The following is a 21,094-nucleotide window of genomic DNA, read 5'->3' on the forward strand; positions in this document are numbered from 1 at the left end:
TCCGGTAGCCTAATGTCGATCCGTTCGACAGCCTAATGTCGATTCAGGGCTGTTTATTAATGGTTAATTGTCATGCCGGGTACATGATTCGGCGTGTAACACGCATAACCATTACCCGAAAGGGCTGAAAGCCTGAATTAAATTCATTCTTATTTCTTCTATTGCGGAATCCGGGGTTATATCGGCATCCATAAAAATATAAGGACAACCTACATAACTCATTTGGGAGGGGGTTTTGTCTCCTCAAACCATTTTTCCATGAAACAGGACCAAACCAGAAACACTCTTAGAGCGGAGAGTGTCAATTATCTAAAACAGCCATATTCAGTATAATCCCTGTTAAAAACTGGAATCTTACTCTTCGACCCGAATGGTTGCGGAGAGGGTATGTCCCTGCTCATCGACGACGGTCATCGTATGTTGTCCGGGCTGAGGAGAGACGGAGACTTTATGAAAATCGCGGGTGGCCGTGAGGTATTCTCCGTCTAAATGCCAGAAAACGGTCGCCTCGCTGTTACTGTGTGCCAGCTCGAACGTAACGACGCCCGGAGTTCCGTCAAGCTGCTTCGGTAAGGTCACTCGGGTATGATAACTTTGCGGATAGATAAATTGCATCGGTTGCTCGGAGTCGCCTCCGCATCCGGCCCAAAAAGGCGGAAGCGGCTTATATTCGGGATGACGACGCCTGTAATACCATTCCCATGCAGGTGGCAAAACAAACCAGTTCTCCGGAATCGTCGTCCCGTTATTCAGACAATGCTCATAGACGCGATAACGCCTGTCGGCGCTCAGATTTACACGGATATGGTAAGGACACGCCACGGTTCGCTGTCCGTTCGGACAAATCGGAGCCGTTTCCGTCTCGTCGCAAAAACGTCCTTTTAAATGTCCCGACAGACGGCACACTTCGGCCTCCACAAATACGCCTTCGGGACGAACGAACCATTCGGACGAAGGCAGGATATTGAAAATATCGAACATCACCGGCCCGGCCGTACGCGCCCCGACCAGCTCGGGTTTACCCTCACCCGAGGCATTGCCTACCCATACGCCCACGGCATAGCGTGGAGTCACGCCGACGGCCCACGCGTCGCGAAAGCCATAGCTCGTACCCGTTTTCCAAGCGACGGACTGCATCGAGGGGATTGTCCGCCAGTCGATATCTTCCGGACGGTTCACTTCTTTGATGGCATCGAACGTCTGCCATACGGCTCCGGGCTGAAAGACTTCGGGCAGGGAGGGCGTTGTTTCTCCGTCGGAGAGCATGCGACAGGCTGTGCGCTCCTTTCCTTCCAATGCCCGTGCCATATTAGCATAGACCGTAGTGATATCCCAAAGGGTAGCTTCGGCGCCGCCCAGAATAAGCGAAAGACCGTAATGCGACGACGGGCGGGTCAAGGTCGTCAACCCGGCTTTTTTCAGGAAATCGTAAAACTTGGGCACGCCGTAGCGGCGCAGCAGCATCACCGAAGGGATATTTAGCGACCGGGCAATGACTTCGGACGCCGGAACAGCCCCATCGAACTGCATGTTGAAATTTTGCGGAGCAAAACCGTTTACATTCAGCGGCACATCGGGCAGCAAAGTATGCGGAAGAATATCGCCGTCCTGCAAGGCCGCATAATACAGCAAAGGCTTGAGGATACTTCCCGTACTGCGCGGCGACCGGATCACATCGACCTGATTGCCGGACTTCGTGTCTTGAAAGTTCACATTGCCGCAATAAGCCAACACCCGGTTAGTACGTACATCGATCACCATCGCGGCCATATTGCGGATATCGTGCCGGACGAATTCGGCATGCCAGCGTGCCAATAGCCTTTCAAGCTGCAACTGCAGCCCTTTGTCGATCGTTGAAGTCACCTGCTGCCCCTGACGGTTTCCATAAACATACGCTACCAGATGCGGGGCTATCTGCGGCAACGGCAACGGTTCCGGCGGAAGCGCTTCGCTCAAGGCCAGTTCATAGTCGATTTCGTCAATCACCCCTTGGCGATAGAGTTGTTCCAATAGCTTGTTTCGCTTTTTGATCAGCGCCGAACGATTTTTGGCCAGATGAATCATCGAAGGAGCATTAGGCAGCACAGCCAGTGTTGCAGCCTCAGCCCAGGAGAGTTGTGCGGAAGAATGTCCGAAATAACGCCACGATGCGGCATCAAGCCCCACTACATTTCCCCCGAAAGGGGCATGCGAAGCATAAAGGGCAAGGATTTTCGCTTTCGAGTATCGACATTCGAGACGCGTTGCCAGTATCATCTCAATCAGCTTTTCTCCGATCGTTCTGCGTTCTCCACGCGAGAGGCGAATCGTTTGCATCGTCAGCGTGCTTCCCCCACTCACCACTCGTCGAGCCTTGATATTCTGCACCAGCGCTCTCCCCGTCGCCAGCGGGTTAACACCCCAGTGCCGGTAATAATAACGGTCTTCAAAAGCAATCAGGCACTTTGCGAACTTCTCCGGTATCGTATCGCTCACCGGAAAACGCCACTGTCCGTCGGCTGCGATCCGGGCACCGAGCAACTCGCCGTGGCGATCAGTCACCACGGTGGCGTAGGGAGTATGAAACAAGGTACGGGGAAGGCAGAATAAATAGCAAACAAGCAAAAGAGCTATCCCGTATCGGATAGCCCTTTTGCGAAATAACGAATCTTTTATGCTCCGGTTAATCATCGTTCTACCGTGACACGTCCGGCACGTGTCCGCGCCTGTGCTCCCGCATCGTACATCGCTCCGCAATGTACGGCAGGCAATACGAACGTACCGGCATAAGACGCTTGCAAACACACCTTAAACTCTTTCGTTTCACCCATCTTCAGATCGAAATACGTCATTACCCCATCATCCCGGATGTCACGATAAATGTAGGACGCCGCTTTTTCCGTATCCGGATCGTCCGGATTGAGCATGCGCTCGTTGTATACTTCCCATCCGGACGGAATAAGTTGTGTCAGGGCAACATCCGTATAGTCATTGATTCCACTGATATTCGACACCCGAATCACCGCCATAAAGTCCGTGCCCTGCTTCAGCCGTTGCACATCGACCAGCGTGCCTTTCAGATCGGTATACGTGACTGTCATACGCAAATTTTGCTCAATGGACGGAAGCGAGTCGCGGAGAGGTTTCGTCTTCGAGACAAGACTCACGTACAGCAACCCGTTTCCATTGTTTTTAACAGTTGCCGCACCGTTCGTCGGACGTGTCGGGAGGTCTTTCTGGAAAACGGCACGGGCCGAATTCACCTTGGATTGAGCCTTGCCGTTCAACGTCCAATCGAACTGCAACGAACCGGACACCTTCTCCGCCAGACGTCCCATAGCCACCAACGAATAAGCGGTAGACTGCGTGGTAAACGATTGTTCACGTGAAAGGTTGGCCGATACTTTCCGTGCCTGTTCGAAGGTTTCCTTTTCCTTGCCCATCAGCACCATGGCCTCAAGAATCATCGCCATATCCCGCTCGGACGAGCCAAACGTCGAGTTATTTAATGCATAGGGAGCTACCTCCGTCGAGGCGTTAAAGACAAGCTCGCTCGCCGCCTTCGTCTTACCGGACAAGGCATAAGCTGCCGCCAGACACCAGCGCGCCTGCATCGACAAGTCTTTCAACTCTTTCATCCGGTTCATTGCCCCGAGTTCGGGAGCGCCGGACAACGCCAGCGTATAAAGACGGTAAGCCTGCGAAAAGTCCGACTGATAATATGCATATCGACGACTTCCCCGTGCATTCGCCCGCCAGTTCTGAGCGGCACTCCGCTGGTAGTTTTTCCATCGACTCAGCACGCCCGAATTGACGTCATATCCTTTTTCTTTGGCCAAAACCAGGAAACTTCCGGCGTATGATGTCACCCATTCGTTCTCGTACCCGTCGCCCGGCCAATAGGTAATCCCACCATTGGACAGTTGACGACCGTACAGATTCAAAATGGCTTCGCGCACATTCTTTTTCACGGATTCCGTCTCTTTCTCCTCCATGTCCTTAAACTGAGCGATAAACAACAGAGGCAAAGCCCTTGAAGTAAGCTGCTCGGAACAATAATGCGGATAGTCATACAGATAATCGAACCGTCGACTGATATCGACCGAAGGAATACGGGAAACTTCTAATTTCACCCAGTTCCCGTCGAAATCGCCGTCTAAGGTGTACGTAAAATCAGCCGACTCTCCTGCATTGAGCAGTTTATTGTCGGTACGAATAATCGGGGGATTAGGATTCCGGACATCGATTTCAATCGTCTCTTTCGAAGTATGCCCATTGCCAGTGGCGGTTACCGTCACTCGTTCTATTCCCGTCGAGGAGCCCGATTTCAGGGCAAAGTATACCATCTTATCGCCGGGAGCAGCAAACGTCAAGGACTGGCTGCCTCCGTTCGCAATTTTTAACTTACCTGTCGTCTCAACCTTGATCGATACGTTCTTCACCGTATTCTCCATTGCAAACACATTGACCGGCAAATAAATTTCTTCGTCCGTGCTGACTACACGAGGCAATGACGACAAGATCATCAACGGTGTACGCACCGGTACGGTCTTTTCCGCCTTGCCGTAAGCGCCATCCTGCCCGGCAACAACCATCACACGTACCGATCCGATATACGGCGGGAGCTTCAACTTATGACTCTGTTCCTCCCCTTTTTTCAACGCGAACGGACCGATAAATTTCACAACCGGTTTGAAACGGTTGGCTTTCGAGTTAGCAGGCTTCATATCTTCATCCCCTCCGATACTGAATAGTGAACCATACTTCCCTGCGTAGGCACCCATCACAAAGTCATACATGTCCCAGGTACGTATCCCCAACGCTTCGCGTGCATAAAAGACATTCCACGGGTCAGGCGTCTTGAAATTCGTCAGGTCAAGTAATCCGTCATCTACCACAGCCAGCGTGTACGTCATGGCTTTGCCCGATGTTTCTTTCACTTTCACCGTGAATTCCGTCTCGGGACGTAACACGTCGGGCATCGTAATTTGCGGTGTAAGCTCGGAACCTTTATTCGTGACGAAAACCGGTACTACTCCGTACATCCGGATAGGCAAATCATTGACGGTTTGCGCGTGCGGTTGCAACAGACTGACATGCACATAGACGTTCGGCGCCATCTGTTCCGTAATCTTAAACGTATATTTCGTATCGCCGGACGAAGCCATATCGACCCACTCGCGGCTTATGACTTCCGATCCGTTCTCAATAGAAACCAGCGCTCTGCCTCCGGCCGACGAAGGAATAATCACCGTCGCATTCTGGCCGGCTTCGTACGAAGATTTATCTAACGAGAATGCTAACATCTTAATCCCGTTCGGATCCGATTTATTCGAACGTCCTCGCCACGAAGGCCAGTCGATATAAATAACCCCGCCTGTCGCATGACCGCTTTCACGATCCTTGACGTAGACCAGATAACGTCCCCACTGCGGATAATCGACCCGGAAGCCGATCCGCGCCTTGCCGCCCGAAGTGCTCAGCGTGCCCGATGCCACGGGCGAGATCGAAGAGTTATTCAGGTACGACACGAACGATTCGTCATCATGCTCCCACCACCAGCTCCAACCGATCTTGTAAATCTTATATTCCAGGCCGGAACGATTTGTCGGTTGACCGTCCGGACTGAGCGTCACAACTTCGAACTGATGGTCAACATCCGTCTCGAGGAAATCGGTCTTGTCCTTCTCTCCGAAACGGATTCCCACATACGAATCGAAAGGAGAGAAAGGAATCGTCTGCGTATAGATACTCGCATCCCCTCCCGGTTCAAACACCCGGCAGGTGATGTTGGCACGCAACATGCCCGGTGCATTTTTGGCCGCCGGAAGCGACATACGGAAGACTGACTTCCCCTCTCCATCCAACACTCCGGAGTATAGATCAATCGTACTCGACGTAAAGTCTGCGGCCGGATTATGAAAGATGTATTTTTCATACCCTTTAAACTGGGTTGTCGTTTCAGATAACAACAACTCCACTTTGGTCTTGAGATGCTGCGCCACCGCACCGGTCAACCAGGCCGATTCGAGAGTTGTCTGAACCGGCGATGCCGAAGCCTTCAACTGTTTTCCGGGGATCGTCAAGTTAATTTTCAAGCGATTGGGCTTCACGGTCTCGATACGTAACGATTTATGAAACGACGTACCGCCCACTTTCACATAGGCATTCCAAAGCCCCGTAGGATCGTCGGCCTTAGTCGGAACCGTAAATGTGTACAATCCGTTCAGTCCTTTGGAAGAAACTTGCTTTTGATAGAATTGTCCACGGGGATTATACACTTCTATCGACACCGGATGATTGACCGGAATCCGCTTCTCACGGTCTTCCAGCATAAATGAAAGATGCAATGTATCTCCCGGACGCCACACGCCACGCTCACCGTACACAAAGCCTCTCAAACCTTTTTTGATCTCCTTGCCGCCGACATCGAACCGACTCAGCAGATTATCCTCTCCATCGACGAGACGCAGGTAGGTCTTCTGCTTATCTTCCGACGAGGCAACGAGTACAAACGGTTTGTTTTTAGCCTTGATCAGTGCAAATCCGTCTCCGTCTGTCCGAGCCTTCCCTATCGGTTGCAACTGGAAGTTATATGCTGTTACTTCAACATTCGACATCGGCTTTGTATCCAACAGATTTGACACAGTGACCCATAACGTATTGTTCGTGTTGCCTTTCACAATCACTCCCATGTTCGAAGCCATCACATTCGTCGTTGCCTTACGCTCCGAAACCATATAATAACTCGGATGGCACGGGTTATCCCGTTCGTCCCATTCGTATATATCCCAGTCTATGTTCGAATTATCATAATAATACGTTTGGGGTTGATCCCATACGGCCTCGTCCTCTTCCGTCATCTCACCGGCCTCAATACGTGTCAAAGCATTCGATGCTTGCAGATTACGTGCGGCCGGCTCGTTTCCGCACGGATAAGCCGAATAGTCCTGCTTAAATGAAAGCTCTACCCGATAAATAGCCCCCGGCTCCTGTTTCATCACTCCACTGAGGTCGATAAAATAGTTATCCCAGTCGTGTATATTCTTGGTCGGATCACTATCGAGACGAAGCATCTTTTTATATATCAGTCGGCCGGAACGTCTCAATTCCGAAGAAGAAGATGCAGATAACGAATTATCCTGTAAGAACATCAGCACGTTGCTCTCAAAAATCCGGATCACTTTCAGATCGACGGCATACAAATTAACTGCCCTAAACGGCAGAACCAGTTCTTTAGAATCAGGCATAATCGTTCCCGACGACAAAAATTCCACTTGTGGACTCAGTGAATTCATTTGCAGGGTAACAGACGAAGACCTGGGTAACGATTCGTCGGATACATTTTTTAATCCCTGATCAACATTAATATAGAGAGACGTATTTTCACTCTTTCGCTCGAAAAAGATTTTAACTTTATTATCTTCCACCTGAAACGTATAGGCAGAGATCGGTTCCAGCGTAATCAACCCGTTCAAATCCTGCGTATTGGAAACCGGTGAAGAAAAAGTCAGACACACGCCATGTTCAGGTGCTTCAATAACTTTGGCCGACAGCAATTCAAATGGGGGCGTCAGTGCCGGTATGTCCATCTCCTGCTTGATCCTTTTATCGGAATTAAAAGCCTTTCCGTCGACCGTAACCTCGAGGGTCGTTTCGGCTTCTTTTTTGGCGATGTTCGGAATAACGAAATGGAACGTACGCGGATTGTCGGTCGGGGTCACAACAGCCGAGAACGACTCGTTTTCCCTCATGGCCGTTATCATGTCTTGTACAATCGTAGCGGGCGGAGCTTCGCTGAAACGGATCTCTCCCTGAACAGCAACCTGACTCATCGCTGATTCCACCACATCAAGCGACGTAAATTCCATCACAAAACTTCGCTCTTCCACGCGAAACGAAAATTCAAATTCTTCCAGTTTCTTCTCCACCTTCATCACTTTACCCAGCGCAAAGGTTGCATTGTAGAGTTCTCCGGGTTTCAACGCACCGGAATCGGGGATAAACTGAAGCATTTTGTTGTTGACCCAAAAAGTTTTTCCCTTCAGCGACGGAGAGAAACGAAAAAGTTTCTCCTTTACTTCGGCACCTATCTCCACGATTTGCTGTTCTTCAGTTAATTCGATAAAAATAGACGCATCGGACGAGATGACCCCGCCTGTATATGCACTTACATAAGGAGCATATTCAGACGAAGGCACAATATCCCGATTTCTTTTGCAGGACATGCAGGACAAGCCTGCGACGATTGCAATAACGGCAAGTGCAAGAAATTGTTTCATGGATTCTTTCTATTTAAAATTAAAATCATTTATACTTCCATACTCTGTTTAGTTTTATCTTGCTTATCAAGAAGCAAAAACAAGCAGAACTCCAAATAAAAACACAAATTTACCCACTTCTATTTTCTATAATAATAATTAAAGTTTTTAAAATTGCAAATATATGCTATTCTTTGTACACATGCAAGCAAAAAAGATTTTTTCGTTACAAAAAAAAGAAGGCAATACGGTGTATCCGACTATTTAGACGATCTCATTCAGCTATCGGTTCAAAATAAATACTCCGTAAATTATGTACATTCATTCTCTTTTTTTACTTTTGTCCTTTCGAATTTAGATATATTATGAAAGCATTAGAACGAATCGTAGCAGAAAAATTACTAAAGATCAAGGCCGTAAAGTTACAGCCGGCCAATCCGTTCACATGGGCATCCGGTTGGAAATCTCCTATTTATTGCGACAACAGGAAAACACTTTCCTATCCGGCTATACGTACTTTTATCAAGTTGGAACTGGCACGGATCATTTCTGAGAAATACGAGGAGGTCGATGCCATTGCCGGCGTAGCCACAGGGGCTATTGCCCAAGGAGCTTTAGTGGCGGATCTCCTCGGATTGCCATTCGTATACATCCGTTCGGCACCGAAAGATCACGGACTGGAAAATTTGATTGAGGGTGAATTGAAACCGGGCTCGAAGGTTATCGTTGTCGAAGACCTCGTCTCTACCGGCGGAAGCAGCCTGAAAGCCGTGAATGCCATACGCAATTTCGGATGTCAGGTCATCGGGATGGTCGCGATCTTCACACACGGTTTCCCGATAGCCGAACAGCAGTTCAAGGAGGCCAAAGTATCGCTGACGACACTCTCGAACTATGACGCTGTCATCGAAGAAGCGGTTAAGATCAATTACATCGACGAAACAGAGGTAGCCATCCTTCAGGAATGGCGCAAGGATCCTGCGAACTGGGACCCGGATGCTTAACATCATACACATAAACGAATGACAGAATTTACCAGTCAAATCAGAACAATCCCGCATAACGACGAACGCATCTTCTCGATGTTATCGGATCTCTCCAATCTGGAGCGTGTCAAAGCCCGGATTCCGGAAGATAAAATCAAACGTTTCTCTTTCTCGAACGACCGTTGTTGTATCGAAATAGATCCGGTAGGTCAGGTTGAGTTCCAAATCGTCGACCGCGAACCGAACAAAACGATCAAATTCGAAACCGTTCAGTCTCCGGTGCCTTTGTCCATGTGGATTCAACTCAAGCAGGTGGCGGAAAAAGACACGAAGATGAAGATGACCGTACGCGCCGAGTTGAACCCTTTTATCAAAGCCATGGTATCGAAGGTGATGCAGGAGGCTGTCGATAAGATATCGGAAGTGATTGCTTCACTGCCGTACGAACCGTCAACGAACGAAAACGCTTAACGCTTATGTCCCGGAAACTTTGGGAGAAAAATATACAGGTCGATAAGGAAGTGGAACGGTTCACGGTCGGGAAAGATCGTGAACTGGACCTTTATCTGGCTCCTTACGATATGCTCGGGTCGATGGCGCACATCACCATGCTCGAATCGATCGGATTGCTGACGAAAGACGAGCTGCAAAGCCTGCATGCGGAGCTAAAAAACATGTACGCCGAAGCCGAGCATGGTAATTTTGTGATCGAAGAAGGTGTGGAGGATGTACATTCACAAGTAGAGCTTATGCTCACACGTAAGCTGGGCGACATCGGGAAAAAAATCCACAGCGGACGCTCCCGCAACGATCAGGTATTGCTCGATCTGAAACTGTTTACACGCGCCCGAATCCGTGAGCTGGTCAGACTGACCCGCGATTTATTCGAGGTGTTGATCGACCAGAGCAATCGCTACAAAGACATCCTGATGCCGGGCTATACCCATCTGCAAATCGCGATGCCTTCTTCTTTCGGACTTTGGTTCGCAGCCTATGCCGAGAGTTTGGCCGACGATCTTCTGCTGATGCAGGCGGCATATAAGATATGCAACCGCAACCCGTTAGGTTCTGCGGCGGGCTACGGCTCTTCGTTCCCGCTGAACCGCTCCATGACGACAGAGCTGTTAGGGTTCGACTCGATGAATTATAACGTCGTTTACGCTCAAATGGGGCGGGGAAAAATGGAACGGACGGTCGCTTATGCCATGGCGGGAATAGCGGCTACTCTCTCGAAATTAGCGATGGATGCCTGTCTCTTTAACAGTCAGAACTTCGGATTCATCCAATTACCTGACTCGTTCACGACCGGCTCCAGCATCATGCCTCATAAAAAGAACCCGGACGTATTCGAGCTGACGCGTGCCAAATGCAATACGCTTCAGGGGATGCCCCAACAAATCGCACTCATCTGTAACAATCTGCCCTCGGGATATTTCCGCGATCTGCAAATCATCAAAGAGCTTTTTCTTCCGTCCTTCGATGAATTGAATGATTGCCTGCGAATGGTCACCCTGATGATGCGCGAAATAAAAATCAACGAACATATCCTGGACGATCCAAAATATTCGCTGCTTTTCAGCGTTGAAGAAGTAAACCGCCTGGTTATGGACGGCGTGCCTTTTCGGGATGCGTATAAAAAAGTAGGTATGGACATTGAAGCCGGAACGTTTACAGCCGATCAGACCGTCCGTCATACGCACGAAGGGAGCATGGGAAATCTTTGCAATGAGAAGATCGAACAGCTGATGCAACAGACGATCGAAGGTTTTCAGTTCGAGAAGGTCGACCGGGCAGAAAAAGGATTACTGGCATGAGAAAAAAAATCTATCTGATCTTATTCGTACTGTTCGGATGGTTGGCTTGTACGGAAGAACATCCCATACTCAATTATCCGGTAGACTTATCATTAGACACCCAACATAGTGACAAAAATATCCGCAGAGGAAACATTCTCGGATACCGGACTTATACAATCGAAGATATGCGGGAAAGACCCTTCGCCATAAGAGCGACCGGGTATGGGGGGATATTAGCGGTACGCGCGCTGGATGGAGAATGTTATGCCTTTGATTTGGCCTGTCCGCACGAAAACGACCGCGGAGTTCTTATTTCCGTCGATCAGGATCGTACTACGGCCACTTGTCCGAAATGCAAGACCGTTTATGACATCAGTGCTGCAACCGTACCGGGTATCCCCATCAAAGGAGTCAGTAAATCTCAATTAAAAAAATACTCCGTTTACGAAAACGGCAGCAAGATCATCATACGAAACCATTAATCGACAAGCCGAAGGATCGATGAATTTTACCATCCCCCCCTGAACCGTTCGCACTATTCCTGTACTATACATGCATTGTTCTTTCAAATATCCGATACTTCTATCGCCTGACGACCGGGTGAATAAAAACCTTTATGCTTTCTTTTTATGAAACAGTCATCCCCCTTCAAAATAGGTTTCGACGCCAAACGTGCTGCGCGAAACAATACCGGATTAGGAAATTACAGCCGATTCATCATTTCCCTGCTGGCTAAATACAACCCGCAAAACAGGTACTACCTCTATACTCCCTCCTCGCGGCGCACCAATCTCTTAAACCAAGTCGCAGATCATACGAATGTGTGCTATCCTCACACCGGTTTCTGGAGAAGATGCCCATCCTTATGGCGTATTTGGGGAGTGACGAAGACCATCGCTCAGGAACGCATCGATCTGTTTCACGGTCTCAGTAACGAGCTTCCCCTGAATATTCGTCAGGCGAAGCACACACGAAGCATCGTAACCATCCACGACCTGATTTTCATGCGTTATCCGCGTTATTACCGTTTCTTCGACCGGATGATCTATCGTTATAAATTCCGAAAAGCCTGTCGGAATGCCGACCGTATCATCGCCGTCAGTCACTGTACGAAAAAAGACATCATCGACTATTGGGGTATTCCGTCGGATAAGATCGATGTCGTTTATCAAGGATGCGCCGACGATTTTAAACGTCCCGTATCGGAGGAACTGCTCCGGAGTGTTCGGCAGACGTATAAGTTGCCGCAGCAGTTCTTCTTATACGTAGGAAGCATTGAAGAACGCAAGAATCTGCTTCTCGCCGTACGCGCGTTGCGACGGCTCAGCCGGCCGGTCAAATTGGTAGCTATCGGAAAACGGACGGCATACACGCAGCAAGTAGAGCAGTACATCAGAGCGCATCAGATGGAAAGCAGCGTGACGTTACTGACCGGCATCAGCACCCATGAATTACCGGCATTTTATCGACTGGCCACGGTATTTGTTTACCCTTCTTTTTTCGAAGGGTTCGGTATTCCCATTCTGGAGGCGCTATGTTGCGGCACTCCGGTAATCGCGGCCAAAGGCTCATGTCTGGAAGAAGCAGGAGGGCCGGGGTCTCTTTACGTCGACCCGAACGATCCGGACGAGCTGGCACAAGCCCTTGAGCGGGTATTGGATGATCCGCATTTACGCCGCCGAATGATTGACGAAGGACTGATGCATGCCCGTCGTTTCGACGATGAGCCACTGTTCCGGAATTTATATAATGTATACGAGAAGACACTTTATCCTTCCGTTCCATAACGACTATTTCCGTCCGAAGTCGGCAGGTATTTCGCCCCACGCAGCCGTATCCCATTTCAGGATTTGCGTCGTGTAGGTATTTTCACGCAACCATTTCTCCGCCCGGCGGATCAGTTCGAAAATCGGGGCATTAGCGGCGTTCTGTTCTAATTTCGTCCGGCATTTTTTGAGTCGCACCCATTGCATCGCATTGCGACTGTCGGAATAGATCGGCATCGCACAGTTGCTTTTCTTGAACAGCGCCAGCCCGTGTACCAGCGCCAGAAACTCGCCGATATTATTTGTCCCCTGCGCCATAGGCCCGACCCGGAAAATCTCCTGTCCCGTCTCGACGTACACACCCCGATATTCCATATCGCCGGGGTTGCCGCTGCAAGCCGCATCGACCGCAAGGCTCTGCACAATATACGGGGGAGGCCCCTCCCGACGGAGCAACCTGAAAGACGATGCAGCATGCTTCCCGATGTATTCGTAAGGCGATTCACGCAGGGCTGCTTCAGCCTCGGCACGCGAAGCGAACGACTTGTAGAGCGCACCTTCAAACCCTTCGATCTGTAGTTTACACTCAGTCCAATCCTCATAAATCCCGGGACAAACACCCCGCCATACTACATAATATTTCTGTTTCGACTTTCCCATCCGCTTTTCCGTTTTAATGGCTCCAAGCTGCCGGCAAAATACCGATGCCGCATTATCTCTTCCGGAATTCCCGCGCAAAAGTAAACATTTTTTTGTCGTGGCTAAGTACCTTCCCCAAGCTTGTTTGAAAAGGATCTGCATAAGTACACAAAATTATTTCTGTTATTTTTTGTTGCTTTTCTTTTATAATTTCAAAAAAAACAACTACCTTTGACACGAAATTTTCAAGAAAAATGGTGCTGAAAAAACTATTATTCATCGGGTATATCTCCTGTCTGTTCGCGGCATGTACAAAAAATGCGGCCTATCAGGTAGATGTAAAGCTTTCCAATCTGGAGGCGCAGCACATTTACGCCGTATTCGAAACATTCGATGGCAAGCACGTGGATACGATTGCCTGCCAACCGTCCAAAAAGTTCTCGATCATACGGAAAGAAGGTGAATATACGACACTCACTATTTATTTTGAGAATCATAAGGATTGGATCACCGTTTACCTCGAACCGTATAAGAAGATTACGGTCAGCGGAGATGCACTCTATCCGTTACTTGTCCAAGTTAAAGGTACGCACACGAACGAACTGTTGTCTGATTTCCGAAAGAAAGCGGCATCATTATTGAAGGAAAAGACCGAGCTGTCCGGAGCGATTGATACTTCCCAATATGTCGGGTCGGAACATACGCCTCGTCTGGCCAATATCGATCATGAGTTGACCACGCTGGCCGAACATTTTATCCGCAAGCATCCCCATGATGAAGCTTCGGCCGTCCTGATACAGGAATACTTCCTCGATCCTGAAAATCCGCTTCCCGCCGAGACGCTGATAAACACGCTGGATCCAAAACTTGACGATTCGTATATCGTTAAAAACCTGAAAGCTTATTGTCAAAAAGCGAAGCAAACCATGGTCGGAACAAAGGCTCCCGATTTCGAGATAACAAACATCTACGGCACCACCTATACGCAACATTCGCTTGCCGGCAAGTATTGTGTACTCGCTTTCACGGCTACATGGTGCGATATGTGTCAAATCGAAAAGATGATGCTGAATCAAATTGCGGAGGTTGCCCGCCCGGAAGAACTCGAAATCATGCTTGTCAGCCTCGACGAAGACCTGCAGAAGGTACGCAGTTTTATCAAAAGCCAGACGATACGCTGGAACATCTGTACCGACTCGGCCGGACAGGCCATCCATCTGTTGGAAGCCTACAACATCAGCTCGCTTCCCCGTTGCTTCGTGCTTGATAAGAACGGAACGATTGTTCTGAAAACAGACAACGGCATCGAACTTAAACAAAGCCTCGAAACCTTAGGAGCTATTCCGAAAGACAAGAAATAACTACAAAACAAGTCCCCCTCCATGCAATGAAACGAATCGTCCTTATCACCGGCGGTCAGCGTTCGGGCAAAAGCAGCTACGCCGAGCAGATGGCGCTGTCATGGTCGGCCAACCCTGTTTATATGGCTACTGCCCGTGTATGGGACGATGAGTTCCGTCAACGTGTCGAACGGCATCAGGCTTCGCGAGGCATGCAATGGACAAATATCGAAGAAGAAAAAACACTGAGCCGGCATGATGTGACAGGACGCGTCGTAGTGATCGACTGCGTTACGCTGTGGTGTACGAACTTCTTCTTCGACCTCAATGCCGACGTACAGCAATCCTTGCAAGCCGTCAAAGACGAATTCGACCGGTTTACAACACAAGACGCCACGTTCCTCTTCGTCACCAACGAAATCGGGTTAGGCGGCGTTTCCGAGAACACCCTGCAACGTCGATTTACCGACCTCGAAGGATGGACAAACCAGTACATCGCAGCCCGTGCCGACGAAGTGATTCTGATGATCAGCGGTATCCCGGTAAAAATAAAATAAGAAAGAGGAACTCTTTTTAAAAGGATTGTTGTCTCACCAAGATTCGAACTTGGACAAACAGAACCAAAACCTGTTGTGCTACCATTACACCATGAGACAAACGAAACATTCGGTAAAAACGCTGCAAAAGTATACGAAATCTCCCGTATTTGCAACTTTTTGCCCGAAAAACTATTTTGCGATCAGCAAAAAGTAATTCTTCTTGCCGCGCTGCACGAGTAAGTACTTTCCGTTCAGCAACGCACCGGCATCGATCGTCGCATCAAATTCGTCCAGTTTCTCTTTGTTGATGCTTACACCACCGTTCTGCACCATCTTGCGCATCTCGCCTTTTGAAGGGAATACGGCAGCTTTCTCGGTGCAGAGATCAACGGCTTTGATGCCGGCAGCCAGCTCGTCGCGCGAAATTTCAAACTGCGGTACGCCTTCAAACACGGAGAGCAGCGTTGCCTCATCGATCTTTTTAAGCGTCTCGGAAGTGGCTTGACCGAACAGAATATGAGAGGCTTCGACAGCCATTTCGTAGTCTTCGGCCGAATGTACCATGGTAGTGATCTCCTGTGCCAGACGTTTCTGCAAGGGACGCAGATGAGGAGCGGCCGCCTGTTCCTGTTCGAGTGCGCCGATTTCTTCGCGGCTCAGCGCCGTGAAAATCTTGATGTATTTGGCAGCATCGGCATCGCTTACGTTGAGCCAGAACTGATAGAATTTATACGGCGAAGTGTAATTCGGTGCCAGCCATACGTTGCCCGTCTCCGTCTTGCCGAACTTCCCACCGTCGGCCTTCGTGATGAGCGGACACGTAAGCGCATAGGCCTCTCCGTTCAGCTCGCGACGGATCAACTCGGTGCCCGTCGTGATATTGCCCCACTGATCGCTTCCTCCCATCTGAAGTTTGCAGTTCTCGTGCTGATAGAGATACATAAAATCGTAGCCCTGCAAGAGCTGGTAGGAAAACTCGGTGAACGACATCCCCACATTCGAATCGGCACTCAGGCGTTTCTTGACCGAATCTTTGGCCATCATATAGTTGACCGTAATATGTTTGCCGATGTCACGGATAAAGTTCAGGAACGTATAGTCCTTCATCCAGTCGTAATTGTTCACGAGCTTGGCCGCATTCGGAGCGTCGGAATCGAAATCGAGGAATTTGGCCAACTGTTTTTGGATACCTTCCTGATTGTGCCGGAGCGTATCCTCGTCGAGCAGGTTTCGTTCGGCCGATTTCATCGAGGGGTCGCCGATCATGCCCGTCGCACCACCCACTAACGCAATCGGACGATGTCCCGCACGCTGGAAATGCCGAAGCATCATTACACCGACCAGATGCCCAATATGCAGCGAATCGGCTGTCGGGTCTATTCCTACATACGCGGACGTCATCCCCTGCTGCAAACACTCTTCCGTTCCGGGCATCATGTCATGCACCATACCCCGCCATTTCAGTTCTTCAATAAAATCCATCGTTTTATAACTATTGTATATTTTTTAGTCGTGCAAAGGTAGTTATTTTTTAGGTTCATACTTGGAATGAAGCCATGAAAAACCGATCCGGCAGCTCGATTAAGAAATGCAGGGAAACGCTGAACAGATGCTAAGCTTATTTCTCCCGGATAAATACCTGAATCGGTGTACCCAGAAAATCCCAGTGCTCGCGTAGTTTATTTTCGAGAAAACGCTTGTAAGGCTCTTTTACCCACTGCGGCAGATTGCAGAAAAACGCAAACGACGGGACACTGCCTGCCGGCAGTTGGGTAACATATTTAATTTTGATGTATTTCCCTTTCCACGCGGGAGGAGGAGTCTTTTCAATAATCGGAAGCATCGTCTCGTTCAGCTTGCGGGTCGGTACACGCCGACGACGATTGTCATACACCGCCTTAGCTGTCTCGAGCACTTTCAAGATACGTTGTTTCGTCAGCGCAGAAATAAACAGAATGGGAAAATCGGTAAACGGCGCCATCCGCTCGCGAATCGCACGTTCATACGTCTTGATGACAGCCGTACTCTTATCCTCCACAAGATCCCACTTGTTTACACAAACAATCAACCCTTTCTTATTCTTCTGGATAATGGAGAAAATATTCAGGTCCTGACTCTCGACACCGCGTGTCGCATCAAGCATTAAAACACAGACGTCGGAATTTTCGATGGCACGGATGGAACGAATCACCGAATAATATTCAAGGTCTTCATTCACTTTTCCTCTCTTACGGATACCGGCCGTATCGACCAGATAGAAGTCGAGGCCAAACTTATTGTATCGCGTATAAATCGAATCGCGTGTCGTGCCCGCTATATCGGTGACGATATGACGCTCCTCGCCGATAAACGCATTGATCAGCGATGATTTTCCCGCATTCGGACGTCCCACGACGGCAATTCGAGGCAACGCCTCCTCGAGTATCTCCGGAGCTTCAGACGGTAGCAGCTCAATGATACGATCCAACAAATCGCCCGTGTACGAGCCGTTCATCGCCGAAATACAATACGGGTCGCCCAGTCCGAAACGGTAAAACTCGGCTGCCACCGCATGCCAGTCGTAAGTGTCGGCCTTATTGGGCACAAGCACCACCGGCTTCTTGCTGCGACGCAGGATATGAGCGACCTCATCGTCGAGATCGGTCACGCCGTTTTGCACATCGACCACGAAAAGAATCACATCCGCCTCTTCGATCGCGATCTGCACCTGCTTGTTAATCTCTCCTTCAAAGACGTCTTCGGAATTGACAACCCAGCCCCCCGTGTCGATAATCGAAAATTCGCGCCCTGTCCATTCTACTTTCCCGTACTGACGGTCACGTGTCGTTCCCGCCTCTTCATTGACGATGGCCTGACGCGACTGCGTCAAGCGGTTAAACAGGGTGGACTTGCCGACATTCGGCCGTCCGACGATTGCTACCACATTTCCCATATCCTTTTTTGATTTACATGTTTCATCTTACGAACCGGAAGAAACAAAGGAACGCATCTGCTGCGCCTCATAAAAAGTTAATCCAGCTTATAGCCAAATGATTTCAGCAAATTGTCGCGGTTGCGCCAGTCCGATACCACCTTGACAAACAACTCGAGAAAAATCTTCTTCTCGAAAAATCGCTCCATATCCTTGCGCGCCATCATACCGACCTTCTTCAACGCCTGCCCGCCATGTCCGATGATGATGCCTTTCTGCGTTTCACGCTCGACAATGATCAGCGCCTTGATATGCACGCACGTCGGCTCTTCGATAAACTGCTCTACAACGACCTCCGTAGCATACGGAATCTCTTTCTGATAGTAAAGCAAGATCTTTTCACGAATAATCTCCGTGACAAAAAAACGCGCCGGACGGTCGGTCAACGCATCTTTCTCAAAATAAGGCGGCGAGTCGGGAATCAACTCCCGGATACGCTTCTTCAATGGCTCGATATTGAATTTCGACGTAGCCGATATCGGGATAATCTCCGCCTCGGGCAATAACGCATGCCATTCCTCCACCAAGGTCTCCAGCTTCGGCTGGTCGGCCAAATCAATTTTATTAATCAGGAGCAGGACAGGACATTTCGCCTGTCGTACCCGTTGCAGGAAATCGTCGTTCTTATCTGTCTTCTCGATTACATCAGTCACATAAAGCAAAACATCCGCATCGCCCAAGGCTGATTCCGACGATTCCCGCATCGTCTCCTGCAATTTATAGTTAGGACGCAATACTCCGGGTGTATCCGAATAGACAATCTGCATATTATCGGTATTGACGATCCCCAAAATACGATGACGCGTTGTTTGCGCCTTCGATGTGATGATCGATATGCGTTCACCCACCAACTGATTCATCAGGGTGGATTTGCCAACATTCGGATTTCCGATGATATTGACAAAGCCGGACTTATGCTTCCGATCCGTCATAGGCCCACTTCACATAGTTGGCGCCCCATGTCCAACCGGCTCCAAAAGCAGCCATGACGATGTTGTCCCCCTTTTTCAGTTTCTTCTCCCATTCCCAGAGGCATAACGGGATCGTTGCCGAACTGGTATTTCCATATTTCCGAATGTTCACCATCACCTTCGAGTCGTCGACTCCCAAACGGCGAGCCGCCGCATCAATGATGCGAAGATTGGCCTGATGCGGAACAATCCAGTCGATTTCATCTTTTGTCAGTCCGTTGCGTCGCACGATCTCTTCTGCTGCATCGGCCATATCAATGACGGCTCGTTTGAATACGGCCTGTCCCTCCTGATACACAAAATGCTCACGCTTATCAATCGTCTCGTACGAAGGCATTCGAACAGCCCCGCCGGCCTTCATGATTAAATGAGATTTTCCGGTACCTTCAGCACGAAGAATCGTGTCCATAACCCCATAATCTTCACAGGTTGGCTCTAAAAGAGCAACCCCGCAGCCATCGCCGAAAAGGGGACACGTCGACCGATCCTGATAGTCGGTGATCGCCGACATTTTCTCACTCGAGACAACGAGCATCCGCTTATAACGTCCCGAACGAATAAAATTAGACGCAGTTTCCAATGCATAAATAAATCCTGCGCAGGCAGCCTGTATATCAAAGGCAAATGCGTTCTTGCAACCTGCTTCATACGCAATCATAGAGGCTGTACTCGGAAAATGATAGTCGGCCGTAGAGGTCGAACATATAATCCCGTCTATCGTTTCCGGATCGATTCCCTTCTTGCGGACGAGCCGGCCGACAGCTTGGACCCCCATATAAGCAGTGCCTAATTGAGGGTCTTTCAAGATACGTCTCTCCTTGATTCCGACCCGTGTCATAATCCATTCATCGGTTGTATCCACCATCTTTGACAAATCGGCATTTGTCAACACATCGTCCGGAACATATCCGTCGACTCCCGTAATCACTGCATTTATCTTGTCCATCATCGCGGTTCTTTAAAAAAATAGCCCTTAAAGATTCAGGGCTATCTTTTTTCGTTTTTACATCAAATTTGGTCCGAAATGTTTCTATTAAAGGGCTGCTTCCTTTTCGATGGCAAGCTTACCTCGATAATATCCGCATTCGTTACAAACGGTGTGATACACATGCCATGCACCGCAATTCGGGCAGATGGCCATTGTCGGAGTCACTGCATGATCATGTGATCTTCTCTTGGCAGTTCTCGCGCTTCCTTGTCTTCTTTTAGGATGTGCCATAATCTTATTTTTATTTTAAATTCATTCTTCATTCTTCAGTTTTTTCAGAGCATCCCAACGAGGGTCTGTCGCAGTATCCTCATACTCATCCGACAGTATGTTATCGTCGTCATCCACCTCATCCTCCGCATTATCGCTTTCATCAGAGCGATGCGCAGAGTGTTTGCGTAATCGGGCCGACATCGCCTTGTTACACTTTCCCGGCGCGTGCACATGCTTCATCGGAATGTTCAATGCGACAAACTCGTAAAGGAACCATGCCAGATTTACACGACCTTCATCTTCCGAGATGACCAATATCTCATCGCTTTCCTCGGCATATTCTTTGCCAAACTTCACCATCAAGCGATTATCCGAAGCAATCGCTTGTTCCATGTCGTCCAGACACCGGTCGCACGATACGATCACCATACCGGATAAATGAAACGTCATCTCAAATGTAGACACTTTACGCTCCACTTTCAACGAAACATTTACTTTACCGCGCTGAACTTCGGCACCGTCAATATCCGTAAAAAACTGATTATCCAAAAAGTATTCGTACCTACGAACTTCTTCCGGATTCATATTTCTCAAATCAACCCAATATGCGCCGAATTTACCCAAAGCCTATAATCTCCAAAAAAA

The 21,094-nt window shown here is 49.1% G+C and carries 16 protein-coding genes and 1 tRNA gene; 7 read left to right on the top strand and 10 right to left on the bottom strand.

Features of this window, described 5'->3' with window-relative positions; all coding sequences use genetic code 11:
• Positions 1-354: 354 nt before the first annotated feature.
• A complete protein-coding gene (gene pbpC / locus BFO_RS02105; RefSeq protein WP_014223924.1) occupies positions 355-2,670 on the bottom strand; it encodes a penicillin-binding protein 1C in 2,316 nt (771 codons plus the stop codon).
• On the bottom strand, positions 2,667-8,261 hold the full coding sequence (locus BFO_RS02110) for an alpha-2-macroglobulin family protein (RefSeq protein WP_041590585.1): 5,595 nt from the start codon (positions 8,259-8,261) through the stop codon (positions 2,667-2,669). Before BFO_RS02110 ends, pbpC begins: the two co-directional genes overlap by 4 nt.
• A gap of 344 nt (positions 8,262-8,605) precedes the next feature.
• Here BFO_RS02110 and pyrE point away from each other — a divergent pair, with 344 nt between their 5' ends.
• The 5 genes from pyrE (at position 8,606) to BFO_RS02135 (ending at position 12,809) form a co-directional block, all read left to right on the top strand.
• A complete protein-coding gene (gene pyrE / locus BFO_RS02115; protein WP_014223927.1) occupies positions 8,606-9,244 on the top strand; it encodes an orotate phosphoribosyltransferase in 639 nt (212 codons plus the stop codon).
• An 18-nt stretch (positions 9,245-9,262) separates the two neighbouring features.
• Positions 9,263-9,697: a polyketide cyclase gene (locus BFO_RS02120; RefSeq protein ID WP_041590586.1), complete on the top strand. Its 435-nt coding sequence runs from the start codon at positions 9,263-9,265 to the stop codon at positions 9,695-9,697.
• A gap of 5 nt (positions 9,698-9,702) precedes the next feature.
• Positions 9,703-11,040, top strand: coding sequence for an argininosuccinate lyase (argH, locus tag BFO_RS02125; RefSeq protein WP_014223929.1), 1,338 nt, complete (start codon positions 9,703-9,705; stop codon positions 11,038-11,040).
• Positions 11,037-11,504, top strand: coding sequence for a Rieske (2Fe-2S) protein (locus BFO_RS14325; protein WP_014223930.1), 468 nt, complete (start codon positions 11,037-11,039; stop codon positions 11,502-11,504). The genes argH and BFO_RS14325 overlap by 4 nt, the downstream gene beginning before the upstream one ends.
• Positions 11,505-11,651: 147 nt before the next feature.
• The gene (locus tag BFO_RS02135) at positions 11,652-12,809 is read left to right on the top strand and encodes a glycosyltransferase family 4 protein (protein ID WP_014223931.1); all 1,158 of its coding nucleotides are present in this window, start codon (positions 11,652-11,654) and stop codon (positions 12,807-12,809) included.
• Between the two features lie 3 nt (positions 12,810-12,812).
• Here BFO_RS02135 and BFO_RS02140 read toward each other — a convergent pair whose 3' ends face one another.
• Complete coding sequence (locus BFO_RS02140; RefSeq protein WP_041591046.1) at positions 12,813-13,448, bottom strand: ribonuclease H1 domain-containing protein; 636 nt, start codon at positions 13,446-13,448, stop codon at positions 12,813-12,815.
• 233 nt (positions 13,449-13,681) lie between these two features.
• Between BFO_RS02140 and BFO_RS02145 the strand changes: the two genes are divergently transcribed.
• Together BFO_RS02145 and BFO_RS02150 are read left to right on the top strand one after the other, a co-directional pair.
• Positions 13,682-14,788: a TlpA disulfide reductase family protein gene (locus BFO_RS02145; protein WP_014223934.1), complete on the top strand. Its 1,107-nt coding sequence runs from the start codon at positions 13,682-13,684 to the stop codon at positions 14,786-14,788.
• 26 nt (positions 14,789-14,814) lie between these two features.
• Positions 14,815-15,324: a bifunctional adenosylcobinamide kinase/adenosylcobinamide-phosphate guanylyltransferase gene (locus BFO_RS02150; protein WP_014223935.1), complete on the top strand. Its 510-nt coding sequence runs from the start codon at positions 14,815-14,817 to the stop codon at positions 15,322-15,324.
• Positions 15,325-15,352: 28 nt separating this feature from the next.
• On the opposite strand, the gene BFO_RS02155 is transcribed toward BFO_RS02150, so the two are convergent.
• From BFO_RS02155 to BFO_RS02185, 7 genes are all read right to left on the bottom strand, one after another.
• Positions 15,353-15,423 (bottom strand) — tRNA-Gln (locus tag BFO_RS02155).
• Positions 15,424-15,495: 72 nt separating this feature from the next.
• The gene (gene tyrS / locus BFO_RS02160; RefSeq protein ID WP_014223936.1) at positions 15,496-16,788 is read right to left on the bottom strand and encodes a tyrosine--tRNA ligase; all 1,293 of its coding nucleotides are present in this window, start codon (positions 16,786-16,788) and stop codon (positions 15,496-15,498) included.
• A 136-nt stretch (positions 16,789-16,924) separates the two neighbouring features.
• Positions 16,925-18,238 carry a ribosome biogenesis GTPase Der gene (gene der / locus BFO_RS02165; RefSeq protein ID WP_014223937.1) on the bottom strand — a complete coding sequence of 438 codons (1,314 nt, stop codon included), beginning with the start codon at positions 18,236-18,238 and terminating at the stop codon, positions 16,925-16,927.
• Between the two features lie 77 nt (positions 18,239-18,315).
• On the bottom strand, positions 18,316-19,209 hold the full coding sequence (era, locus tag BFO_RS02170; RefSeq protein ID WP_014223939.1) for a GTPase Era: 894 nt from the start codon (positions 19,207-19,209) through the stop codon (positions 18,316-18,318).
• On the bottom strand, positions 19,190-20,194 hold the full coding sequence (locus BFO_RS02175) for a beta-ketoacyl-ACP synthase III (protein WP_041590587.1): 1,005 nt from the start codon (positions 20,192-20,194) through the stop codon (positions 19,190-19,192). The genes era and BFO_RS02175 overlap by 20 nt, the downstream gene beginning before the upstream one ends.
• Before the next feature lie 87 nt (positions 20,195-20,281).
• Positions 20,282-20,467, bottom strand: coding sequence for a 50S ribosomal protein L32 (gene rpmF, locus BFO_RS14745; RefSeq protein WP_074449431.1), 186 nt, complete (start codon positions 20,465-20,467; stop codon positions 20,282-20,284).
• A gap of 21 nt (positions 20,468-20,488) precedes the next feature.
• Positions 20,489-21,073 carry a YceD family protein gene (locus tag BFO_RS02185; RefSeq protein ID WP_014223942.1) on the bottom strand — a complete coding sequence of 195 codons (585 nt, stop codon included), beginning with the start codon at positions 21,071-21,073 and terminating at the stop codon, positions 20,489-20,491.
• Positions 21,074-21,094 lie beyond the last annotated feature (21 nt).

Source organism: Tannerella forsythia 92A2, from assembly GCF_000238215.1.
In the GTDB taxonomy this organism is placed as follows: Bacteria; Bacteroidota; Bacteroidia; order Bacteroidales; family Tannerellaceae; genus Tannerella; species Tannerella forsythia.

Bases quoted from the DNA above. Each gene is read 5' to 3' on its own strand.
- BFO_RS02120 (WP_041590586.1), top strand. From the start codon at position 9,263: ATGACAGAATTTACCAGTCAAATCAGAACAATCCCGCATAACGACGAA.
- pyrE (WP_014223927.1), top strand. From the start codon at position 8,606: ATGAAAGCATTAGAACGAATCGTAGCAGAAAAATTACTAAAGATCAAG.
- BFO_RS02150 (WP_014223935.1), top strand. From the start codon at position 14,815: ATGAAACGAATCGTCCTTATCACCGGCGGTCAGCGTTCGGGCAAAAGC.
- BFO_RS02145 (WP_014223934.1), top strand. From the start codon at position 13,682: ATGGTGCTGAAAAAACTATTATTCATCGGGTATATCTCCTGTCTGTTC.
- BFO_RS14325 (WP_014223930.1), top strand. From the start codon at position 11,037: ATGAGAAAAAAAATCTATCTGATCTTATTCGTACTGTTCGGATGGTTG.
- pbpC (WP_014223924.1), bottom strand. From the start codon at position 2,670: ATGATTAACCGGAGCATAAAAGATTCGTTATTTCGCAAAAGGGCTATC.
- BFO_RS02110 (WP_041590585.1), bottom strand. From the start codon at position 8,261: ATGAAACAATTTCTTGCACTTGCCGTTATTGCAATCGTCGCAGGCTTG.
- BFO_RS02135 (WP_014223931.1), top strand. From the start codon at position 11,652: ATGAAACAGTCATCCCCCTTCAAAATAGGTTTCGACGCCAAACGTGCT.
- BFO_RS02140 (WP_041591046.1), bottom strand. From the start codon at position 13,448: ATGGGAAAGTCGAAACAGAAATATTATGTAGTATGGCGGGGTGTTTGT.
- era (WP_014223939.1), bottom strand. From the start codon at position 19,209: ATGACGGATCGGAAGCATAAGTCCGGCTTTGTCAATATCATCGGAAAT.
- argH (WP_014223929.1), top strand. From the start codon at position 9,703: ATGTCCCGGAAACTTTGGGAGAAAAATATACAGGTCGATAAGGAAGTG.
- BFO_RS02175 (WP_041590587.1), bottom strand. From the start codon at position 20,194: ATGGACAAGATAAATGCAGTGATTACGGGAGTCGACGGATATGTTCCG.
- tyrS (WP_014223936.1), bottom strand. From the start codon at position 16,788: ATGGATTTTATTGAAGAACTGAAATGGCGGGGTATGGTGCATGACATG.
- rpmF (WP_074449431.1), bottom strand. From the start codon at position 20,467: ATGGCACATCCTAAAAGAAGACAAGGAAGCGCGAGAACTGCCAAGAGA.
- der (WP_014223937.1), bottom strand. From the start codon at position 18,238: ATGGGAAATGTGGTAGCAATCGTCGGACGGCCGAATGTCGGCAAGTCC.